The 16,341-nt window shown below is 61.2% G+C and carries 21 protein-coding genes; 3 read left to right on the forward strand and 18 right to left on the reverse strand.

The annotated features are described in order from the left end of the window. Positions 1–371 precede the first annotated feature (371 nt). The gene (locus AAEZ05_RS10385; protein ID WP_350647273.1) at positions 372–1,577 is read left to right on the forward strand and encodes an MFS transporter; all 1,206 of its coding nucleotides are present in this window, start codon (positions 372–374) and stop codon (positions 1,575–1,577) included. Positions 1,578–1,630: 53 nt separating this feature from the next. Here the strand turns inward: AAEZ05_RS10385 and AAEZ05_RS10390 are convergent, their stop codons facing one another. From AAEZ05_RS10390 to ccmA, 13 genes are all read right to left on the reverse strand, one after another. Then, positions 1,631–2,035, reverse strand: coding sequence for a type II toxin-antitoxin system HicB family antitoxin (locus AAEZ05_RS10390; RefSeq protein ID WP_045061187.1), 405 nt, complete (start codon positions 2,033–2,035; stop codon positions 1,631–1,633). Continuing rightward, positions 2,035–2,247 (reverse strand): type II toxin-antitoxin system HicA family toxin, encoded by a 213-nt coding sequence (locus tag AAEZ05_RS10395; RefSeq protein ID WP_045061188.1) that lies wholly within the window; start codon positions 2,245–2,247, stop codon positions 2,035–2,037. The genes AAEZ05_RS10390 and AAEZ05_RS10395 overlap by 1 nt, the downstream gene beginning before the upstream one ends. 140 nt (positions 2,248–2,387) lie before the next feature. After that, positions 2,388–2,969, reverse strand: coding sequence for a phosphonate metabolism protein/1,5-bisphosphokinase (PRPP-forming) PhnN (phnN, locus tag AAEZ05_RS10400; RefSeq protein ID WP_350647275.1), 582 nt, complete (start codon positions 2,967–2,969; stop codon positions 2,388–2,390). A gap of 78 nt (positions 2,970–3,047) precedes the next feature. Then, positions 3,048–3,449, reverse strand: coding sequence for a hypothetical protein (locus tag AAEZ05_RS10405; RefSeq protein WP_045061190.1), 402 nt, complete (start codon positions 3,447–3,449; stop codon positions 3,048–3,050). Between the two features lie 12 nt (positions 3,450–3,461). Further along, the gene (gene ccmI, locus AAEZ05_RS10410) at positions 3,462–4,661 is read right to left on the reverse strand and encodes a c-type cytochrome biogenesis protein CcmI (RefSeq protein WP_350598713.1); all 1,200 of its coding nucleotides are present in this window, start codon (positions 4,659–4,661) and stop codon (positions 3,462–3,464) included. Further along, positions 4,654–5,127 carry a cytochrome c-type biogenesis protein gene (locus AAEZ05_RS10415; protein ID WP_045061192.1) on the reverse strand — a complete coding sequence of 158 codons (474 nt, stop codon included), beginning with the start codon at positions 5,125–5,127 and terminating at the stop codon, positions 4,654–4,656. The genes ccmI and AAEZ05_RS10415 overlap by 8 nt, the downstream gene beginning before the upstream one ends. Next, complete coding sequence (locus tag AAEZ05_RS10420) at positions 5,124–5,660, reverse strand: DsbE family thiol:disulfide interchange protein (RefSeq protein ID WP_045061193.1); 537 nt, start codon at positions 5,658–5,660, stop codon at positions 5,124–5,126. Before AAEZ05_RS10420 ends, AAEZ05_RS10415 begins: the two co-directional genes overlap by 4 nt. Next, positions 5,657–7,660, reverse strand: a complete 2,004-nt coding sequence (locus AAEZ05_RS10425) for a heme lyase CcmF/NrfE family subunit (protein ID WP_350647278.1) — start codon at positions 7,658–7,660, stop codon at positions 5,657–5,659. The genes AAEZ05_RS10420 and AAEZ05_RS10425 overlap by 4 nt, the downstream gene beginning before the upstream one ends. Positions 7,661–7,663: 3 nt before the next feature. Continuing rightward, positions 7,664–8,119 (reverse strand): cytochrome c maturation protein CcmE, encoded by a 456-nt coding sequence (gene ccmE / locus AAEZ05_RS10430; RefSeq protein ID WP_045061195.1) that lies wholly within the window; start codon positions 8,117–8,119, stop codon positions 7,664–7,666. After that, the gene (gene ccmD, locus AAEZ05_RS10435; RefSeq protein WP_008055370.1) at positions 8,116–8,292 is read right to left on the reverse strand and encodes a heme exporter protein CcmD; all 177 of its coding nucleotides are present in this window, start codon (positions 8,290–8,292) and stop codon (positions 8,116–8,118) included. Before ccmD ends, ccmE begins: the two co-directional genes overlap by 4 nt. Beyond that, on the reverse strand, positions 8,289–9,044 hold the full coding sequence (locus AAEZ05_RS10440; RefSeq protein WP_045061196.1) for a heme ABC transporter permease: 756 nt from the start codon (positions 9,042–9,044) through the stop codon (positions 8,289–8,291). Before AAEZ05_RS10440 ends, ccmD begins: the two co-directional genes overlap by 4 nt. Positions 9,045–9,138: 94 nt before the next feature. After that, positions 9,139–9,807, reverse strand: coding sequence for a heme exporter protein CcmB (ccmB, locus tag AAEZ05_RS10445; protein WP_045061197.1), 669 nt, complete (start codon positions 9,805–9,807; stop codon positions 9,139–9,141). Continuing rightward, positions 9,804–10,439, reverse strand: a complete 636-nt coding sequence (ccmA, locus tag AAEZ05_RS10450) for a cytochrome c biogenesis heme-transporting ATPase CcmA (RefSeq protein WP_045061198.1) — start codon at positions 10,437–10,439, stop codon at positions 9,804–9,806. The genes ccmB and ccmA overlap by 4 nt, the downstream gene beginning before the upstream one ends. A gap of 197 nt (positions 10,440–10,636) precedes the next feature. Here ccmA and fliK point away from each other — a divergent pair, with 197 nt between their 5' ends. Continuing rightward, positions 10,637–12,202 carry a flagellar hook-length control protein FliK gene (gene fliK, locus AAEZ05_RS10455; protein WP_045061199.1) on the forward strand — a complete coding sequence of 522 codons (1,566 nt, stop codon included), beginning with the start codon at positions 10,637–10,639 and terminating at the stop codon, positions 12,200–12,202. Continuing rightward, entirely contained in the window at positions 12,199–12,528 is a 330-nt protein-coding gene (locus AAEZ05_RS10460; protein ID WP_045061200.1) for an EscU/YscU/HrcU family type III secretion system export apparatus switch protein, read from the forward strand. Before fliK ends, AAEZ05_RS10460 begins: the two co-directional genes overlap by 4 nt. Positions 12,529–12,640: 112 nt before the next feature. On the opposite strand, the gene AAEZ05_RS10465 is transcribed toward AAEZ05_RS10460, so the two are convergent. From AAEZ05_RS10465 to motD, 5 genes are all read right to left on the reverse strand, one after another. After that, positions 12,641–13,033, reverse strand: coding sequence for a DUF2802 domain-containing protein (locus AAEZ05_RS10465; RefSeq protein WP_045061201.1), 393 nt, complete (start codon positions 13,031–13,033; stop codon positions 12,641–12,643). Continuing rightward, on the reverse strand, positions 13,034–13,519 hold the full coding sequence (locus AAEZ05_RS10470) for a chemotaxis protein CheW (protein ID WP_007946765.1): 486 nt from the start codon (positions 13,517–13,519) through the stop codon (positions 13,034–13,036). It abuts the gene before it with no gap. A gap of 75 nt (positions 13,520–13,594) precedes the next feature. Then, the gene (locus tag AAEZ05_RS10475; protein ID WP_045061202.1) at positions 13,595–14,476 is read right to left on the reverse strand and encodes a CheW domain-containing protein; all 882 of its coding nucleotides are present in this window, start codon (positions 14,474–14,476) and stop codon (positions 13,595–13,597) included. Positions 14,477–14,601: 125 nt separating this feature from the next. Next, positions 14,602–15,390, reverse strand: coding sequence for a ParA family protein (locus tag AAEZ05_RS10480; protein WP_045061203.1), 789 nt, complete (start codon positions 15,388–15,390; stop codon positions 14,602–14,604). A 42-nt stretch (positions 15,391–15,432) separates the two neighbouring features. Continuing rightward, the gene (gene motD / locus AAEZ05_RS10485; protein WP_045061204.1) at positions 15,433–16,326 is read right to left on the reverse strand and encodes a flagellar motor protein MotD; all 894 of its coding nucleotides are present in this window, start codon (positions 16,324–16,326) and stop codon (positions 15,433–15,435) included. Positions 16,327–16,341 lie beyond the last annotated feature (15 nt).

A 16,341-nucleotide genomic window follows, 5' to 3' on the forward strand; every position in this document is an offset into this window, starting at 1 on the left:
TGCAGACGCCATCGCCAGCAGGCTGGCTCCCACAGTGATCTGCGCCGTACATAAATGCTGCGTCCACCAGCACTACCGTGGGAGCAAGGCTTGCCCGCGATGGCAATCTCCCTGCCGCATCGTTGTCGAATGTGCAGACGCCATCGCGAGCAGGCTCGCTCCCACAGAGATGTCCGCCGAACACAAGTGCTGCATGGTCATGTTCGCTATGGCAGCACATGTAAGTAAATGTATCATCAGCCTTAGTAAGGCACGCGGTTGCTCCTCAATCATTGCGCAAGGGCATGATTACTATCACTCCAAAATCGCTTCCACCCCTCCGCCCTGCCGCTTAGCCTGCACACATTCCTCAATTGTTCACGAGACACCTCATGACTCCAGCGAACCCAGTGCCTCAGGGCACCGCGACGATGACCCGCGGCATGGTCCTGCTATTTGCCTTTTGCTGTGGCGCGATCGTGGCCAACATCTACTATGCCCAGCCGATCATTGGCCTGATCGCGCCGGACATCGGCCTGACCAGCACCATGGCCAGCCTGATCGTTTCATTGACGCAGATTGGCTACGCGCTGGGGCTGTTTTTCCTGGTTCCTCTGGGTGATCTGCTGGAAAATCGGCGGTTGATGATCATCACCACGCTGGTGGCCATTGCCAGCCTGCTGGGCGCGGCGTTTACCGATCAGCCGAACCTGTTCCTGCTGATCTCATTGCTGGTGGGCTTCAGTTCGGTGTCAGTGCAGATCCTGATCCCCCTCGCCGCACACCTGGCCCCGGAGGAATCCCGTGGGCGCGTGGTCGGCGGGATCATGGGCGGTTTGTTGCTGGGGATCTTGTTGGCACGGCCGGTCTCCAGTGTGATCGCGGACCACTTCGGCTGGCGTGCGATGTTCGTGATTGCCGCGGTGTTGATGGCGGCAATCAGCGTCGTATTGGCCCTGACCATTCCCAAGCGCAAGCCTGATCACAGCGCGTCCTACGGACAACTGCTTGGCTCGCTGTGGACGCTGCTGCGTAATCAGCCAGTGCTGCGTCAGCGCGCGTTCTACCAAGGCTGCATGTTTGCAACCTTCAGCCTGTTCTGGACCGCGGTGCCGCTGGAGCTGGCGCGTAATCATGGATTGTCGCAAACCCAGATCGCCATTTTCGCCCTGGTCGGCGCCATCGGTGCAATCGCGGCCCCTATCGCCGGGCGTCTGGCTGATGCCGGGCACACGCGCATCGCCTCACTGCTGGCCCTGGTGTTCGCCAGCCTGAGTTTCCTGCCGGCCTTCATCCACCCGCTCTACAGCGTCATAGGCCTGGCGGTGACCGGCGTAGTGCTGGATTTCTGCGTGCAGATGAACATGGTGCTTGGGCAACGTGCGGTCTACGCGCTGGACGCCACGAGCCGCAGCCGCTTGAACGCCTTGTACATGACCAGCATCTTCATCGGCGGCGCCTTCGGCTCCTCCGTGGCGAGTGCGGTGTACGAACACGGCGGCTGGTTGTGGATCGTGATCGTGGGCAGCGCTTTTCCTGTTCTGGCGTTGTTGCGGTTCCTGAGTGTTTCAGAAAAACGCTCACTGGCAGCCGCGTAAAGCACCAAGTGTTGCGGGCAGGCGCACTGCTGCCCGCGCGCTGGTAGTCGCAATCATTGGCGAACCAGCTTTTCCATCGCAGCATCTGCAAGGAAGGACGAGCGGCTCTTGATGTTGTGGTCGCGCACGTAGCGATCAATGCGCTGGATGACGTACCCGGGAAGTGTCACGTTGACCTTCTCGGTCTTGCCCATGTATGGCGAGATATCCAGCTCCAGCATGCCCCACCCCATGTTTGCAAAGTCGTGATTACCACGGTGCTCGGCTGCGGAGGTCGGCATGGGAATCGTGTCCCCTCCACTGGCAATCTCCTGCAGCATGATGTGGGCGATCTCGACGGCCGCATTGTAAGCATCTTCAAAGGTATCTCCGGCCGTCACTGCGCCAGGAATATCGGGGATCTGAATACCGATGGCGGTGTTCTCGTCGCCCCACTCGATACAGATTGGGTATTGCATTATGGATCTCCTGCGCAATTGGCCGTCGGGTAGTCGAGCCCCGCACGCCTCCTGATGCTCTTGACCGTGCCCACCGGCAAATCCTTTTTCGGATGCGGCACGGGGATGGTGTACGGGTTGTAACGGTGAGTGAAGACGTGATGACTGCCAGTAACCCGATCCAGCACCCAACCTGCCTCCTCCAGCTCCTTGATCAATAATCTGCTCTGCACCGCGAGCCTCCTTACCACACCAAAATAAAGATAACCCTAGAGTTATCTTTATTCAAGCACAAAAATTCGAATTTTCACGGGCGGGTGTTTTGCAGTATGTGATTCTGGGGAATCAAATTACTGGCCGAGCGGCTATCAGCCTATTGGTGCGGGGTGGATGCAGTCGACTCTCCGTCAATACACCTCAACAAGCACTCAACCGTATCCTCCAGCGCCCCCGAGTTATCGATCACACACAGCGCCGGATCGTGCTCCGCAAGTACCTGTTCACTGAACCGCGCATTGCGCGCCAGCCGTGCCTCGATCTCTTCGACCGATTCACGCCCCCGAGCCCGCAAACGCTCACGCAGCACGCTCTGCTCCACGGTCAGCAACAGGACAAGCAAATCCGGATAACGCTGCCGGGTTGCCGGCAGATGACCGCGCGAGCCATTGACCAGGACGTTCTGTCCTGCGGCCAGCCAATCGTCGATTTCACGGGGGATGCCGTAGCACAACCCGTTGGCGCGCCAGCTCAGTGCAAACTCGCCCCGGGCCTCGAGCCGGGTGAATTGATCCAGGCTCACGCCCAGCGCCGACTCACCCAGGGCTTCAGCCGAGCGGGTAATCACGCGCCGCACGATGCGGCAGTTACGTTCGGCCAACCGCGTTCGCGCGGCATGCAGCAGGCTGTCCTTGCCCGAACCTGAAGGTCCGATGAGATAGATCAACCTGCCTGCCATCCATTCACTCTCTTCATTTTTCGCAGGATTGGGTACACGTGGGGCAATCAAGAAGGCGACCCTGAGGTCGCCTTTGCGTCACTTGAACTGCCGGCCCAAACCACTGGGCACGCCGTGGATGTCAGTGTCTTCCCATGGACCATTCGGGCTGACAGAGCGGCTCCAGCCGTTGTTCCAGCGATAATAGGTGCGCTGGCGATAGAAGGTATTGGTCTGGTCATCGAGCACATACACGCCGAGCTTGGCATCCCAATGGCTGTTGCCACCCGGTGGCGGCGCGAAGCTCGCCGAAGTGCGCGGTACTGGCTTGGCCGGTTTGGCCGGGACGTTCGGTTTGCTCGGCGCAGGTGAAGTCGAGGGGGTCGGCTTGGGCTGCGATGGCGGGATCGGCGGCAACGGCGCAGGTTCGGGCCGCTGGACCGCACAAGCGCTTAACCCCAGGACCATACTGAGCAGGGTGATACGGGCGATGGCGGTCATAGGCGGTTCCTGTTATTTGTCCGGGCTGTCGATGGTCAGTTTTTGTGGCGCTGAGGTGCTGCTGGCCAGTGGCTGGCTGCGACCGATCCACTCGCCGGCAGTCGGTTGACCGGCACGGGAGATTCGCGCAACCAGTTGGACTTCAGGAAAGTTGGACAGTTTCAACTGCGGCATCATCGCGTCGGCATCACCCAGTTCGACGCTCGCGGGCAAGTCGGCCACAGTCAGGCGCTTGGCCGCCAAAGGTGCCGGAGGGCCGGACGTTGCGCGGGCAAAAATGAACACGCTGTCACCGGGCTGTACCTTGGCCTTCAACTCGGGGGCAAGGTCCACCGTGACTTTCAGCAGTGCCGCCTTGGCGACCGGCGCCTGGGCAACTTTGCCGCCGCCGGCTTCGAGTTTCTCGCTGGCCCGGGCGATCCCGCCTTGCAAGGCTGCACGGGAATTGTCTTCGGGCGGCAATTGCGCCAGCAGCCGGTTCCAGTAATCGATGGCGTCCTGATAGCGCTCGCCCTCGAATGCCGCGATACCCAGCAGCCCCAGGCTGGTGACTTCTTTCGGATCGGCCTTCAATGCTTCGTCAGTCAAGGCCTGTACCTTGTCCGACCATTTCTTACCGTCGGCGAAGTACTGCGCTTGCGCCCATTGGCCGAGCAGCTCAGGTTGACGACCGGCCAGCGCCACGGTGCGTTCGAACATCTTTGCCGCATCACCAGGGCGGTCCTGGGCCATGTAGGTACGACCCAGGAAGTACAGGCCTTCCGCAGAATCGGGCTGAGCCGCGACCGCGCGCTCCAGGCGCGAGGTCATCTCTTCCATGGACTGCGGAGCCTGGGCGAATTCACGGGTCAGCTCGACTTTGTCGCTGGCACCGAAGTGCAGGTACAGACCAAGGCCCAGCACCGGCACCAGAATCGCCGCCAGCAGCGGCCATGGTTTGCCCAGGCGCGAAACACGCGGTGCCGCGACGCCTTCGGTATCAGCCAGCAGCTCACGGGCCGCTTCGGCACGACCGGTGTCCATTTGCGCTGCGTTGAGCACGCCCTCTTCCTGCTGAGTCTGCAACTCAGCCACGCGTTCCTGATACAACGCGACGTTCAGGGCAGTACGATCCTCTTCAAGCTGGGCGCGACGGCCGCGCAAAACAGGGATCAACAGAAAACTCAGGGCAACCAGAAGCAGCAGACCTGCAGCGAGCCAGAAATCAATCATTCTTGGTTTTATCCAACAGGTGGTCGAGGCGCTCGCGTTCATCCACGGAAAGCGAGTCCGGGCTATCGGTGCGCAGGACGCGACGACGGCGAACTATCACGGCAATGATCACAAAACCGCCCAGCAGCAAGCCGGCGGGGCCGAACCAGAGCAGTGCGGTCTTGGCATTCAGCGCGGGTTTGTAACGGACGAAATCACCGTAGCGATCGACCATGAAGTCGATGATCTGCTGGTTGTCCTTGCCCTCGCCGAGCATGCGGAAAATCTCTTTGCGCAGATCAGCGGCGATCGGCGCGTTGGAGTCGGCGATGTCCTGGTTCTGGCACTTGGGGCACCGCAGCTCCTTGGTCAGTTCGCGAAAACGCTCGCGGTCACCTTCCTTGGCGAACTCATAGGTGTCGATGGCCGCATGAGCCATCCCGGCCATGCTCAAGCCCAGCACTGCGGCGGCAATCCAGCGCTTCATGGCTTGGCCTCGTCGACCAGCGCCTGATACTTGGCGGCCAGTTTTTCGCGCCAGACCTGTTCGTCGATGACCCCCACGAATTTGTCGCGGATGATGCCCTTGGCGTCGATAAAGAAGGTTTCCGGTGCGCCGTAGACACCGAGGTTCAGGCCCAGGGTACCTTCGTCGTCGCGGATATCCAGCTGGTAAGGGTTGTGAAACTCCGTCAGCCACTTCAAGGCGTCGGCGTTGACGTCCTTGTAGTTGATGCCGTAGATCACCACGCCCTTCTCGGCCAGCTTGTTCAGTACCGGGTGCTCGACGCGGCAGGAAATGCACCAGGTGCCCCACACGTTGACCAGCGCCGGCTTGCCAAGGATGTCTGCCCGGGTCAGCGTCTTGTCACCCTGCACCGCAGGCAGCGAGAACTCCGGGAACGGCTTGCCGATCATCGCCGACGGCAGCTCGGCCGGGTCCAGGTACAACCCGCGGTACAGAAAAACCGCCACCACCAGGAAAATCGCGAGCGGCAGCAACATCAACCAACGTCTCATGCAGTGGCTCCCGACATGCCCAGCGCTTCACGCACGCGGCTTTTGACCTTGACCCGATAACGCCGGTCCAGCGCCGCCAGCAATCCACCGAAACCGGTCAGCAATCCGCCGAACCAGATCCAGCGCACGAACGGCTTGACGTGGACGCGTACCGCCCAGGCGCCATCGCCCAGAGGTTCGCCGAGGGCGACGTAGAGGTCACGGGTGAAACCGGCATCGATCCCCGCCTCGGTCATGACCGAGTTCTGCACGGTATAGAGGCGTTTTTCCGGGTGCAGCACGCTGATTTCCTTGCCGTCCTTGATCACCCGAACGGTGCCCTTGTCAGAGGTAAAGTTCGGGCCTTCGAAGTGTTTGGCACCTTCGAATACAAACTGGTAACCGCCCAGGCTCATGGATTCACCCGGCGCCAGGCGCAGGTCGCGCTCGGCACTGTTCTGGCTCGACAGGACCACGCCCAGGGCACACACGGCGATGCCCAGGTGCGCGATCTGCATGCCCCAGTAGCTGCGGGTCAGGGTCGGCAGGCCCTTGATCAGGCCCTTGTGACGAGTCTTGTCAAAGATGTCGCGCACGCCGGCCAGCAACACCCAGGCCGCCAGCATGAAGGTCGCGATCACGGCCCAATTGAAATCGCCATAGGCGACGCCAGCGATCACGGCTAAAGCAGCGCTGCCCAGCAACACCGGAGTGAGCATGCCCACCAGCCATTTGACCGGCGTGTCTTTCCAGCGCACCAGCATGCCAACGGCCATGACGACCATCAGCAGTGCCATCAGCGGGATAAACAGCGCGTTGAAATACGGAGGGCCGACCGACAGCTTGGCCCCGGTCATGGCATCCAGGATCAATGGGTACAAGGTGCCGAGCAGGATCATCGAAGCCGCCACCACCAGCACCAGGTTGTTGCCCAGCAACAGGGTTTCCCGGGACCAGAGGTTGAAGCCGACCTGACTCTTCACCACCGGCGCACGCAGGGCGAACAGCGTCAGCGAACCACCGACCACGAACAGCAGGAAAATCAGGATGAACACGCCGCGCTCCGGATCAGAGGCGAACGCGTGCACCGAGGTCAGAACCCCGGAACGCACCAGGAAGGTTCCCAGCAGGCTCAGGGAGAACGCAGCGATGGCGAGCAACACGGTCCAGCTCTTGAACACGCCACGTTTTTCCGTGACGGCCAATGAGTGAATCAGTGCGGTGCCGACCAGCCAAGGCATGAAGGAGGCGTTTTCCACCGGGTCCCAGAACCACCAGCCACCCCAGCCGAGCTCGTAATAGGCCCACCAGGAGCCCAGGGTGATGCCGATTCCGAGGAAGGCCCAGGCGACGATGGTCCACGGACGCGACCAGCGCGCCCAGGCTGCATCAAGACGACCGCCCAACAGCGCGGCGATGGCGAACGCGAACGCTACCGAGAAGCCCACGTAACCCATGTACAGCATCGGCGGGTGAACGATCAGGCCGATGTCCTGCAGCAACGGGTTGAGGTCACGACCGTCGGCCGGGATTTGCGGAAGGATGCGTGCGAACGGGTTGGACGTCAGGATCAGGAACAGCAGGAAACCCGTGCTGATCATGCCCATGATCGCCAGCACCCGGGCCAGCATCACCTGCGGCAGTTGCCGTGAGAACACGGATACAGCGAAGGTCCAGCCGCCCAGGATCAATGCCCAAAGCAGCAGCGAGCCTTCGTGCGCGCCCCACACGGCGCTGAATTTGTAGTACCACGGCAACGCGCTGTTGGAGTTGCTGGCGACGTAATCCACGGAGAAGTCGTCCGCCATGAACGCATAGGTCAGGCAACCAAAGGCAAACAGCAGGAACGCGAACTGTCCCCAGGCCGCAGGTTGCGCGAGGCTCATCCACAGGCGATCGCCGCGCCAGGCGCCGAGCAAGGGCACTACCGACTGAACCAGGGCAAAACACAGCGCCAGGATCATGGCCAGGTGGCCCAGTTCCGGGATGTACAACCCGGCGCTATAGAGTCCAGCAGTCATCAGTTAGCCCTCTTTCGCAGGAGTAGGTGCCGACATGCCACTGTCTTTCAAGGCCTTGGTCACTTCCGGCGGCATGTATTTTTCATCGTGCTTGGCCAGCACTTCGTCGGCCACCACCACGCCCTCGGCGTTGAGCTTGCCCAACGCCACGATCCCCTGCCCTTCACGGAACAGATCGGGAAGGATGCCGCGGTAGCTGATGGTCACGGTCTTGTTGAAATCGGTGACGTTGAATTTCACGTCCAGGGAATCGCCGGAACGTTTCAGCGAACCGGCCTCGACCATGCCACCGGCGCGAATGCGCGTGTCCTGCGGGGCTTCGCCGCTGGCGATCTGGGTCGGTGTGTAGAACAGGTTGATGTTCTGCTGCAGGGCGCTCAGGGCCAGGCCGACAGCAGCGCCAACCCCGACCAGGATCGCGAGAATGATGATAAGACGCTTTTTGCGCAGCGGATTCACTTGCCGTTCTCCCGGCGCAGACGACGCGCCTCTTGTTGCAGATACCGCTTGCGGGCCAGGATCGGCGCCGCCACGTTCAGGGCCAACACTGCCAGGCAGATGCCGTAGGCTGACCAGACATAAAGGCCATGATGGCCCATGGCGAGGAAGTCGCCGAATGAAGCAAAACTCATCGCGCGGCCTCCAGGCTGTGCTGCACTTCGGCTTTCACCCAACTGGCCCGGGCTTCGCGCTTGAGCACTTCGAGGCGCATGCGCAGCAACAGCACCGCGCCGAAGAAGCAATAGAAACCCAGCACGGTCAGTAGCAGCGGCAGCCACATTTCAGCGGGCATCGCAGGCTTTTCGGTCAGGGTGAAGGTGGCGCCCTGGTGCAGGGTGTTCCACCACTCCACCGAATACTTGATGATCGGGATATTGATCACCCCGACAATCGCCAGCACCGCACACGCCTTGGCGGCGCTCTCACGATTGCTGATGGCGTTGCCCAGCGCAATGAGACCGAAGTACAGGAACAGCAGGATCAGCATGGACGTTAGTCGCGCATCCCAGACCCACCACGAGCCCCAGGTCGGCTTGCCCCAGATCGCGCCGGTGACCAGCGCCACGGCGGTCATCCAGGCGCCGATGGGCGCAGCGCACTGCAGGGCGACGTCGGCCAGTTTCATCTTCCATACCAGCCCGACGATGCCGCACACCGCCAGCATCACATAGATCGACTGCGCCAGCATGGCAGCCGGTACATGGATATAGATGATGCGAAAGCTGTTGCCTTGCTGATAGTCGGGCGGCGCGAAGGCCAGGCCCCAGACCACGCCAATACCTATCAGCAGCAACGCCGCGATGCTCAACCACGGCAGCAGTTTGCCGCTGATGCCGTAGAACCATTTGGGTGAGCCGAGCTTATGAAACCAGGTCCAGTTCATTACTGTTTCCATCACGGTTGCTCTTCGCTATGAAGAGCCAAGGGTCTGCCTTTTTTTCAAAAGAAAACGATCAAAAAATGACCAGACCTCATTATTATTCGCCGACGCTGATCTTCAGGCCAGCAGCTATTGCAAAGGGTGTAAGGGTTATCGCCAAGGCGGTCAGGCTACCAAGCCACAACAGATAACCGGTCGCCGGCATGCCCATCAGTGCCGCCTGCAAGGCGCCACTGCCGAGAATCAATACCGGGATGTACAGCGGCAGTATCAAAAGCGCCAGCAGCAAGCCACCACGCTTCAAACCCACGGTCAACGCCGCGCCCACTGCACCCAGCAGGCTCAGCACTGGTGTACCCAGCAACAAGGAAAGCAGCAACACCGGCAGACAGGCGGCAGGCAATCCGAGCATTAACGCCAGCAGTGGTGCGAGCAAAACCAGAGCCAGGCCGGAGAAGGCCCAGTGTGCCAGTACCTTGGCTAAAACCAGAAGGGCCAGGGGGTGCGACGAAAGGACCCACTGTTCAAGAGAACCATCTTCGAAATCACTGCGGAAGAGCCCGTCCAGCGAGAGCAAAACCGATAAAAGGGCCGCTACCCAGACCAGTCCCGGAGACAAGGTTTGCAACAATTGAGACTCGGGCCCGACCGCCAAAGGGAACAGTGAAACCACGATGGCGAAAAATACCAGCGGATTGGCCAGTTCGGCCGGACGACGGAACAGCAAGCGCGCCTCGCGGGCAACCAACAGGCCAAAAACACTCATACGGCCCAGTTCCCCAGATCAATGTCGCGGTAGCCGGCCGGCATACGGCTCAGCGTGTGGTGGGTCGTCAGTACGACCATGCCGCCCTGCTCACAGTGGGCTGCAAGGTGTTCCTCGAGTTGCGCCACACCCTGTTTGTCCAGCGCGGTGAAGGGTTCATCGAGAATCCATAACGGCGGACTGTCCAGGTACAACCGCGCCAGCGCCACACGCCGCTGCTGGCCGGCGGACAGGGTGTGACAGGGCACATCCTCGAAGCCACGCAGCCCGACGGCGCCGAGCGCCTGCCAGATGGCGTCATGGGAGGCAGGTTGATGCAGGGCGCAGAGCCAGCTCAGGTTCTCTTCCGGAGTCAACAGGTCCTTGATCCCGGCGGCATGGCCAATCCACAACAGGTTGCGTGCCAGTTCGTGCCGTTGCTCGCTGAGCGGCTGGCCGTTGAGCAACACTTGACCGGCGGTCGGCTGCATCAAGCCTGACAAAAGCCGCAGCAAACTGGTCTTGCCGCTGCCGTTGGGCCCGCTGATTTGCACCATTTCGCCACTGGCCAGTCTCAATTCGAGATTTTCGAAAAGCAGCCGAAGGTCTCGCTCACAGGCAAGGGCAACGGTTTGCAGGACTGGACTGGTCAAGAGATCACGGGCCTTTACGGTTCAAGTCGGCGGTATTGCGGCCGCTAAAGAGATGCAGGATAAATGCATTGGCGGCCCGTTATGGGGAGCTGCGTCAAACAAATGCATTGTTTCGCGCGCCCCATAGACGACGGGGCGGCATTATACATGCCATCCCCTACTCTCAAGAGTGCAATTTCCTCAGGTTGTGACCGCGTATGACAGGCGAAATGAACATCCTCCCGATCTTGCAGAATGCGCCGGCCACTTCACGCCCGCAAACCGGCGGCGAACTGCTCAAGTTGCTGACACCCATGGAGGGCCTGATATCCGCCGGCCAATCCGCCAACGCCGAAGTGCTGTCACTCAAGCAGGCCGACCAGGCCTTTCAATTGCTGCTCAAGATCACCCTGGAGAACGGGCGCCAGACGACGCTCCAGGCCATCAGTGCCCAGCCTTTGCCCCAAGGCTCCAGCCTGGCAATCACACAACCCTCGGCGGGCAACCTGGCGATCACCCTGCAACAGGCCCTCGCCTCTGGCGCGGCCACCCTCACCCGCCTCGACCCGGCGCAATTGCCCGCCGGCACGCTGCTGCAAGGCAAGGTCCTGACGTCCCAGGTGCTGCCGCAGGAATCCGGCCAGCCCACGGTGTATCGCTCAATGGTCGGCCTGCTCAACACTGCTCTGAGCGGCAGTACCTTGAGCATCGACAGCCCGACGCCACTGCGCATCGGCACTTTGCTCAGCGCCCTGGTGCAAGACAGCCAGACACTCAAATTCGTCCCGCTCGGCAGCCGCTCGGAGCAACTGGCAGTGACCCAGCAACTGGCCAGCCAGCACAGCCGGCAAGGCTCCCTGGACGGCCTGCTGAAGCTTCTGCAGAACCTGCCCGCCGGGAGCCAGACCTCCAGCGACTTGCGCGCCGCTGCCGAAAAGCTGCTCGCTGGTCTGCCGGATATTCAGCAATTGAGCAGCCCGAAAGGCCTGGCGCTGGCCCTGGCGAACAGCGGCGTGTTCCTCGAATCAAAGCTCCTGGGCGGGCTGAATCCGTCGCTGGCCCCGGATATGAAAGGTGATCTGCTCAGGCTGATCGCCCAACTGAGCCCGGCCCCCAACACGCACATGAACGCGATCATTGCCGCCAACACCCTGGCCCAGGCCATGCCGAGCTTCATGCGCAATGCCCTGGGCATGCTCAGCCAGGTGAGCGCCAAGCCCTCGCCGACCAGCTTTCCGCTGGCCGATCGCCTGTTGCAGAGTGCCGAAGGTGAGGATGATCTCGAACACCTGCTGCGCTTGGCGGCCGCTGCAGTATCGCGCCTGCAAAGTCACCAGCTGTCGAGCCTGGAACAGACAGGGGTGACCGCCGACGGGCGCTTGATGAGTACCTGGCAGCTGGAAATCCCGATGCGCAACCTGCAGGACATTGTGCCGCTGCAGGTCAAATTCCAGCGTGAAGACGCGCCGGAAAAAGAACAGCCAAAAGATCGTCATGAAGAACGCCCACCCAAGCAGCAACTGTGGCGAGTCGAGCTGGCGTTCGACATGGAACCGCTGGGGCCGTTGCAGGTTCAGGCCCAGCTGATCAGTGGCAGCCTGTCTGGCCAGCTGTGGGCCGAGCGGCCGTACACCGCCAGCCTGATCGAAAGCAACCTGGCAGCCCTGCGGCAACAACTGCTCGATTCTGGCCTGAACGTGGGCGACATCGACTGTCACCTCGGAACCCCACCCCAAGGCCCGCAAACCCGTCTCGAACAACGCTGGGTGGATGAAACCGCATGAGCCATTCCGACACCCCACGCCAGGCCATCGCCCTCAAGTACGACGGCACCCACGCCCCGACGCTCACGGCCAAAGGCGACGATGCCCTGGCCGAAGCCATCCTGAAGATTGCCCGTGATTACGAAGTACCCATCTACGAGAACGCCGAACTGGTGAAGTTGCTGGCGCGAATGGAGTTGGGCGAGAGTATTCCGGAAGAGTTGTATCGAACGATTGCGGAGATTATTGCGTTTGCCTGGAGGTTGAAGGGGAAATTTCCGCAAGGGCAGGATCCGGATGCGCCGATGGTGGAGAAGGACGTGACTGCACGTGGGGATGATTATTGAGGTGCCGTTTGTAAAAGATCGCAGCCTCGTTTCACTCGGCAGCTCCTACAGTGGAACGCTTACAGTCCCGTAGGCGCTGTCGAGTGAAACGAGGCTGCGATCTTTTGATCTATCAGCTCTTGTGCAACTTGCGCATCAACTCCGCCTCGGCCTGGGTCAGGCCACAGGACGCCGTCAGCTCTTCGGCGCTGGCGCCCATGCCAACCAGGCGCGCTGCCTGGGCAAAGGACAGGCTCGACGGGTCGCGCTGCTCAAGCGCCACCAGCTTGTCCGGTATTGGCCCGACTACCGCGCGCAGTTCCTGCAGTTCCTGGCCCATGCGCACGTTACCGTCCTGGTAGTTCTCGACGCGTCGGGTCAGGTCCTTGATCCGCTGATCGCGCAGCGCGTCGCCCTCGACCTGTTTCGCCGCGAGCGGTTTTTGCGTACGCACGTACGCCAGGAACATTGCCAGGGTGCCTGCCCACAAAAGGAACAGGACAATGACCGCGACCTCAAGAATCAATCAGATGTTCTCCAGGTCCGACCATTCTTCTTCGCTCATCATCTTGTCCAGCTCGACCAGGATCAGCAGTTCGTTGTTCTTGTTGCACACGCCCTGAATGAACTTGGCGGACTCTTCATTCCCGACGTTAGGCGCGGTTTCGATTTCCGACTGACGCAGGTAAACCACTTCCGCCACGCTGTCGACCATGATCCCGACCACTTGCTTGTCGGCTTCGATGATGACGATGCGGGTGTTGTCGCTGATCTCGGCGTTCATCAGGCCGAAGCGCTGACGGGTGTCGATCACGGTGACGACATTACCGCGCAGGTTGATGATGCCGAGCACGTAGCTTGGGGCACCCGGAACCGGGGCGATCTCGGTGTAGCGCAGTACTTCCTGAACGCGCATTACGTTGATGCCGTAGGTTTCATTGTCCAGCTTGAAGGTTACCCATTGCAGGATCGGATCTTCAGAACCCTTTGCCGCCGTCGCCTTGTCATTCATACCCTGACCCCTCAAAAAACCGCCGTGGCGGTGTGTGTTCGGCACAGCGGCCCTCGATAGGTCGCTGCCTGTTTGTTATGTCGGTGTGTGGGCTGGCTTTTTGCCGCCCATGTGCCTTGCCCCGCCGCTGGCTATCAACTCCGCCAACTCGGCAACATCAAGCAACGCACACATGTGTTCAATCACGGTACCGGCCAGCCAGGGGCGTTGGCCCCGTTGGCTGCGCCATTTGATTTCATTCGGGTCCAGGCGCAGGGAGCGGCTGACCTGATGCACCGCCAGCCCCCATTCGTAACCCTGGACCGAAATCACGTATTGCAGGCCCTGGCGAAAATCGTCGCGGTAGCGGTCGGGCATGACCCAGCGCGCGGTATCGAGGACTTTCAGGTTACCGGCCTGGCTCGGCAGAATCCCGAGAAACCAATCCGGCTGGCCGAACAAGGGTGTCAGCTCATGGCCTTCCAGCGAGTAGATCGAGCCCAGGCACACCAGCGGCACCGCCAGGGTCAACCCGGCCACATCGAACAACAGGCATTCGAAGGGCTCGGCGGCCCAGGCGGGCCTGCCATTGCTGTCCGCCGGCGGCAGCCTGTTACCGGGCGGCAGGTGGACTTCGACAACCGGTGGAACCAGGGCCTGAAGCAGCGGCGCGATGGTCGACACGGATGCCAGGGCCAGCGCAGGTGCTTCTACCAGCACTACCCTGGCCTGCTCAACCTGAACCTCTTCAACCGCAGCCACTACCGGAGCAACAACCGCCTCTGGCTTACGCGCATCCCGGACCTGCTCTTCAAGCACTGCCGCCTGGAACTCGTCCAGAGTCGCTTCGACTTCGACCGCTTCAACAGGCGCTTGAACTTCAACCGGCAGGTCTTCGGTCGCGTCCATCAGCAGGCTGTCCAGGTAGGACTGCAACGCCAGTTGCGGACGTGACGTGATCTTGACCGGCCGATTCACAGACACACCTCCACCGTAGGAGCTGCCGCAGGTTTCGATCTGCCGATCTGGTTTTTTTCAAGGATGCCGCCAGGCAAGATCGAAAGATCGCAGCCTGCGGCAGCTCCTGCTGGGATCGGGTTCATCTACGCCACCGCCGGGACAAGCTGCTGCTCCAGCAAATGCTTGAGCAACGAGCGATACGCCAATACGCCGCGGCTCTTGCCATCGAACTGCGACGGCGTGAGACCGGCACGGCTGGCATCACGCAGGCGCGTGTCGACCGGGATATAACCCTGCCAGGTTTCTTCCGGGAACATGTCGCGCACCACTCGCAGCGTGCCAATGGACGCCTGGGTCCGTCGATCGAACAGGGTCGGCACGATGCTGAACGGCAGCGGCTGTTTGCGCGAACGGTTGATCATCGCCAGGGTGTTGACCATGCGTTCCAGGCCCTTGACGGCCAGATGCTCGGTCTGCACCGGGATCACCAACTGCTGGCTCGCGGCGAGGGCGTTAACCATCAGCACCCCCAGCAGCGGCGGGCTGTCGATGACCGCGTAATCGAAGTCTTGCCACAACTGCGCCAGACTCTTGGCGATCACCAGGCCCAGGCCACTCTGGCCCGGCGACTGCCGTTCCAGGGTCGCCAGGGCGGTGCTCGAAGGCAGCAGCGAGATGTTCTCATGGCTGGTGGGCAACAACAGTTGACCCGGCAACCCGGCGGGGACGCTGCCCTTGTGCAGGAACAGGTCGTAGCTGCTGTGCTCCAGGGCGTCGGGGTCATACCCGAAATAGCTGGTCATGGAGCCGTGGGGATCGAGGTCGACCACGACCACACGCTTGCCCGCCTCGGCCAGCAACCCGGCTAAAGCGATGGAGGATGTGGTTTTACCAACACCACCCTTTTGATTGGCGACTGCCCAGACTCTCATTCGAATGATTCCTCCCGGTCGAAATGCCGACCGAGAAATAGCTCAGCGTGTTAATGCGGGTGACGGAGAATTGACGGCGCTCTCTCGTCCCGGCGGCTTGACCGGTGCAGGTGCAGTTTGTGTGCCAGCACGCTTCAATGCAGCATCCGGTTGTGCATTGGCGGTACCGGTGCCTGTCAGGCTGCGCCGTACATCCAGGTTTCGTGACACCACCAGCACCACCCGCCGGTTGCGCGCGCGGCCTTCAGCGGTGGCGTTATTGGCCACCGGCTGGAACTCGCCATAACCCACCGACGCCAGACGCCCCGGGTTCACTCCCTGCATCGCCAGCATGCGCACGATGCTCGCCGAGCGGGCAGAAGACAGCTCCCAGTTGGTGGGGTATTGCGCGGTCCGAATCGGTTGATCGTCGGTAAAGCCTTCGACATGGATGGGGTTGTCGAACGGCTTCAGGATGGCCGCGACCTTGTCGATGATGTTAAAGGCGATGTCGCTGGGCATGGCGTCGCCGCTGCCGAACAACAGGCTGGAATTGAGTTCGATCTCCACCCACAACTCGTTGCCACGCACGGTCATCTGGTTGGAGCTGATCAGGTCGCCGAACGCGGCACTGATATCATCGGCAATGCTTTGCAGAGGGTTTTCACCCGCCTGCGCGATGCCGGCGTCGACCTGCTCGCTGTCCTTGACCAGAGGCTTGGCGGGGGTCACGGTCTTGGGGCGTTCATCGCCGATGGGGATGGGTTTCAGCGCTCGATCGGAGTCGTTGAACACGCCGATCAGCGCCTCGGAAATCACCTTGTACTTGCCTTCGTTGATCGACGAGATCGAGTACATCACCACGAAAAACGCGAACAGCAGCGTGATGAAGTCGGCGTAGGAAACCAGCCAGCGCTCATGGTTCACATGTTCTTCAGGTTGCCGGCGACGTGCCATCTTCCATAACCCCCA

The sequence above is a fragment of the Pseudomonas sp. HY13-MNA-CIBAN-0226 genome (assembly GCF_040310305.1).
Classification (GTDB): domain Bacteria; phylum Pseudomonadota; class Gammaproteobacteria; order Pseudomonadales; family Pseudomonadaceae; genus Aquipseudomonas; species Aquipseudomonas gregormendelii.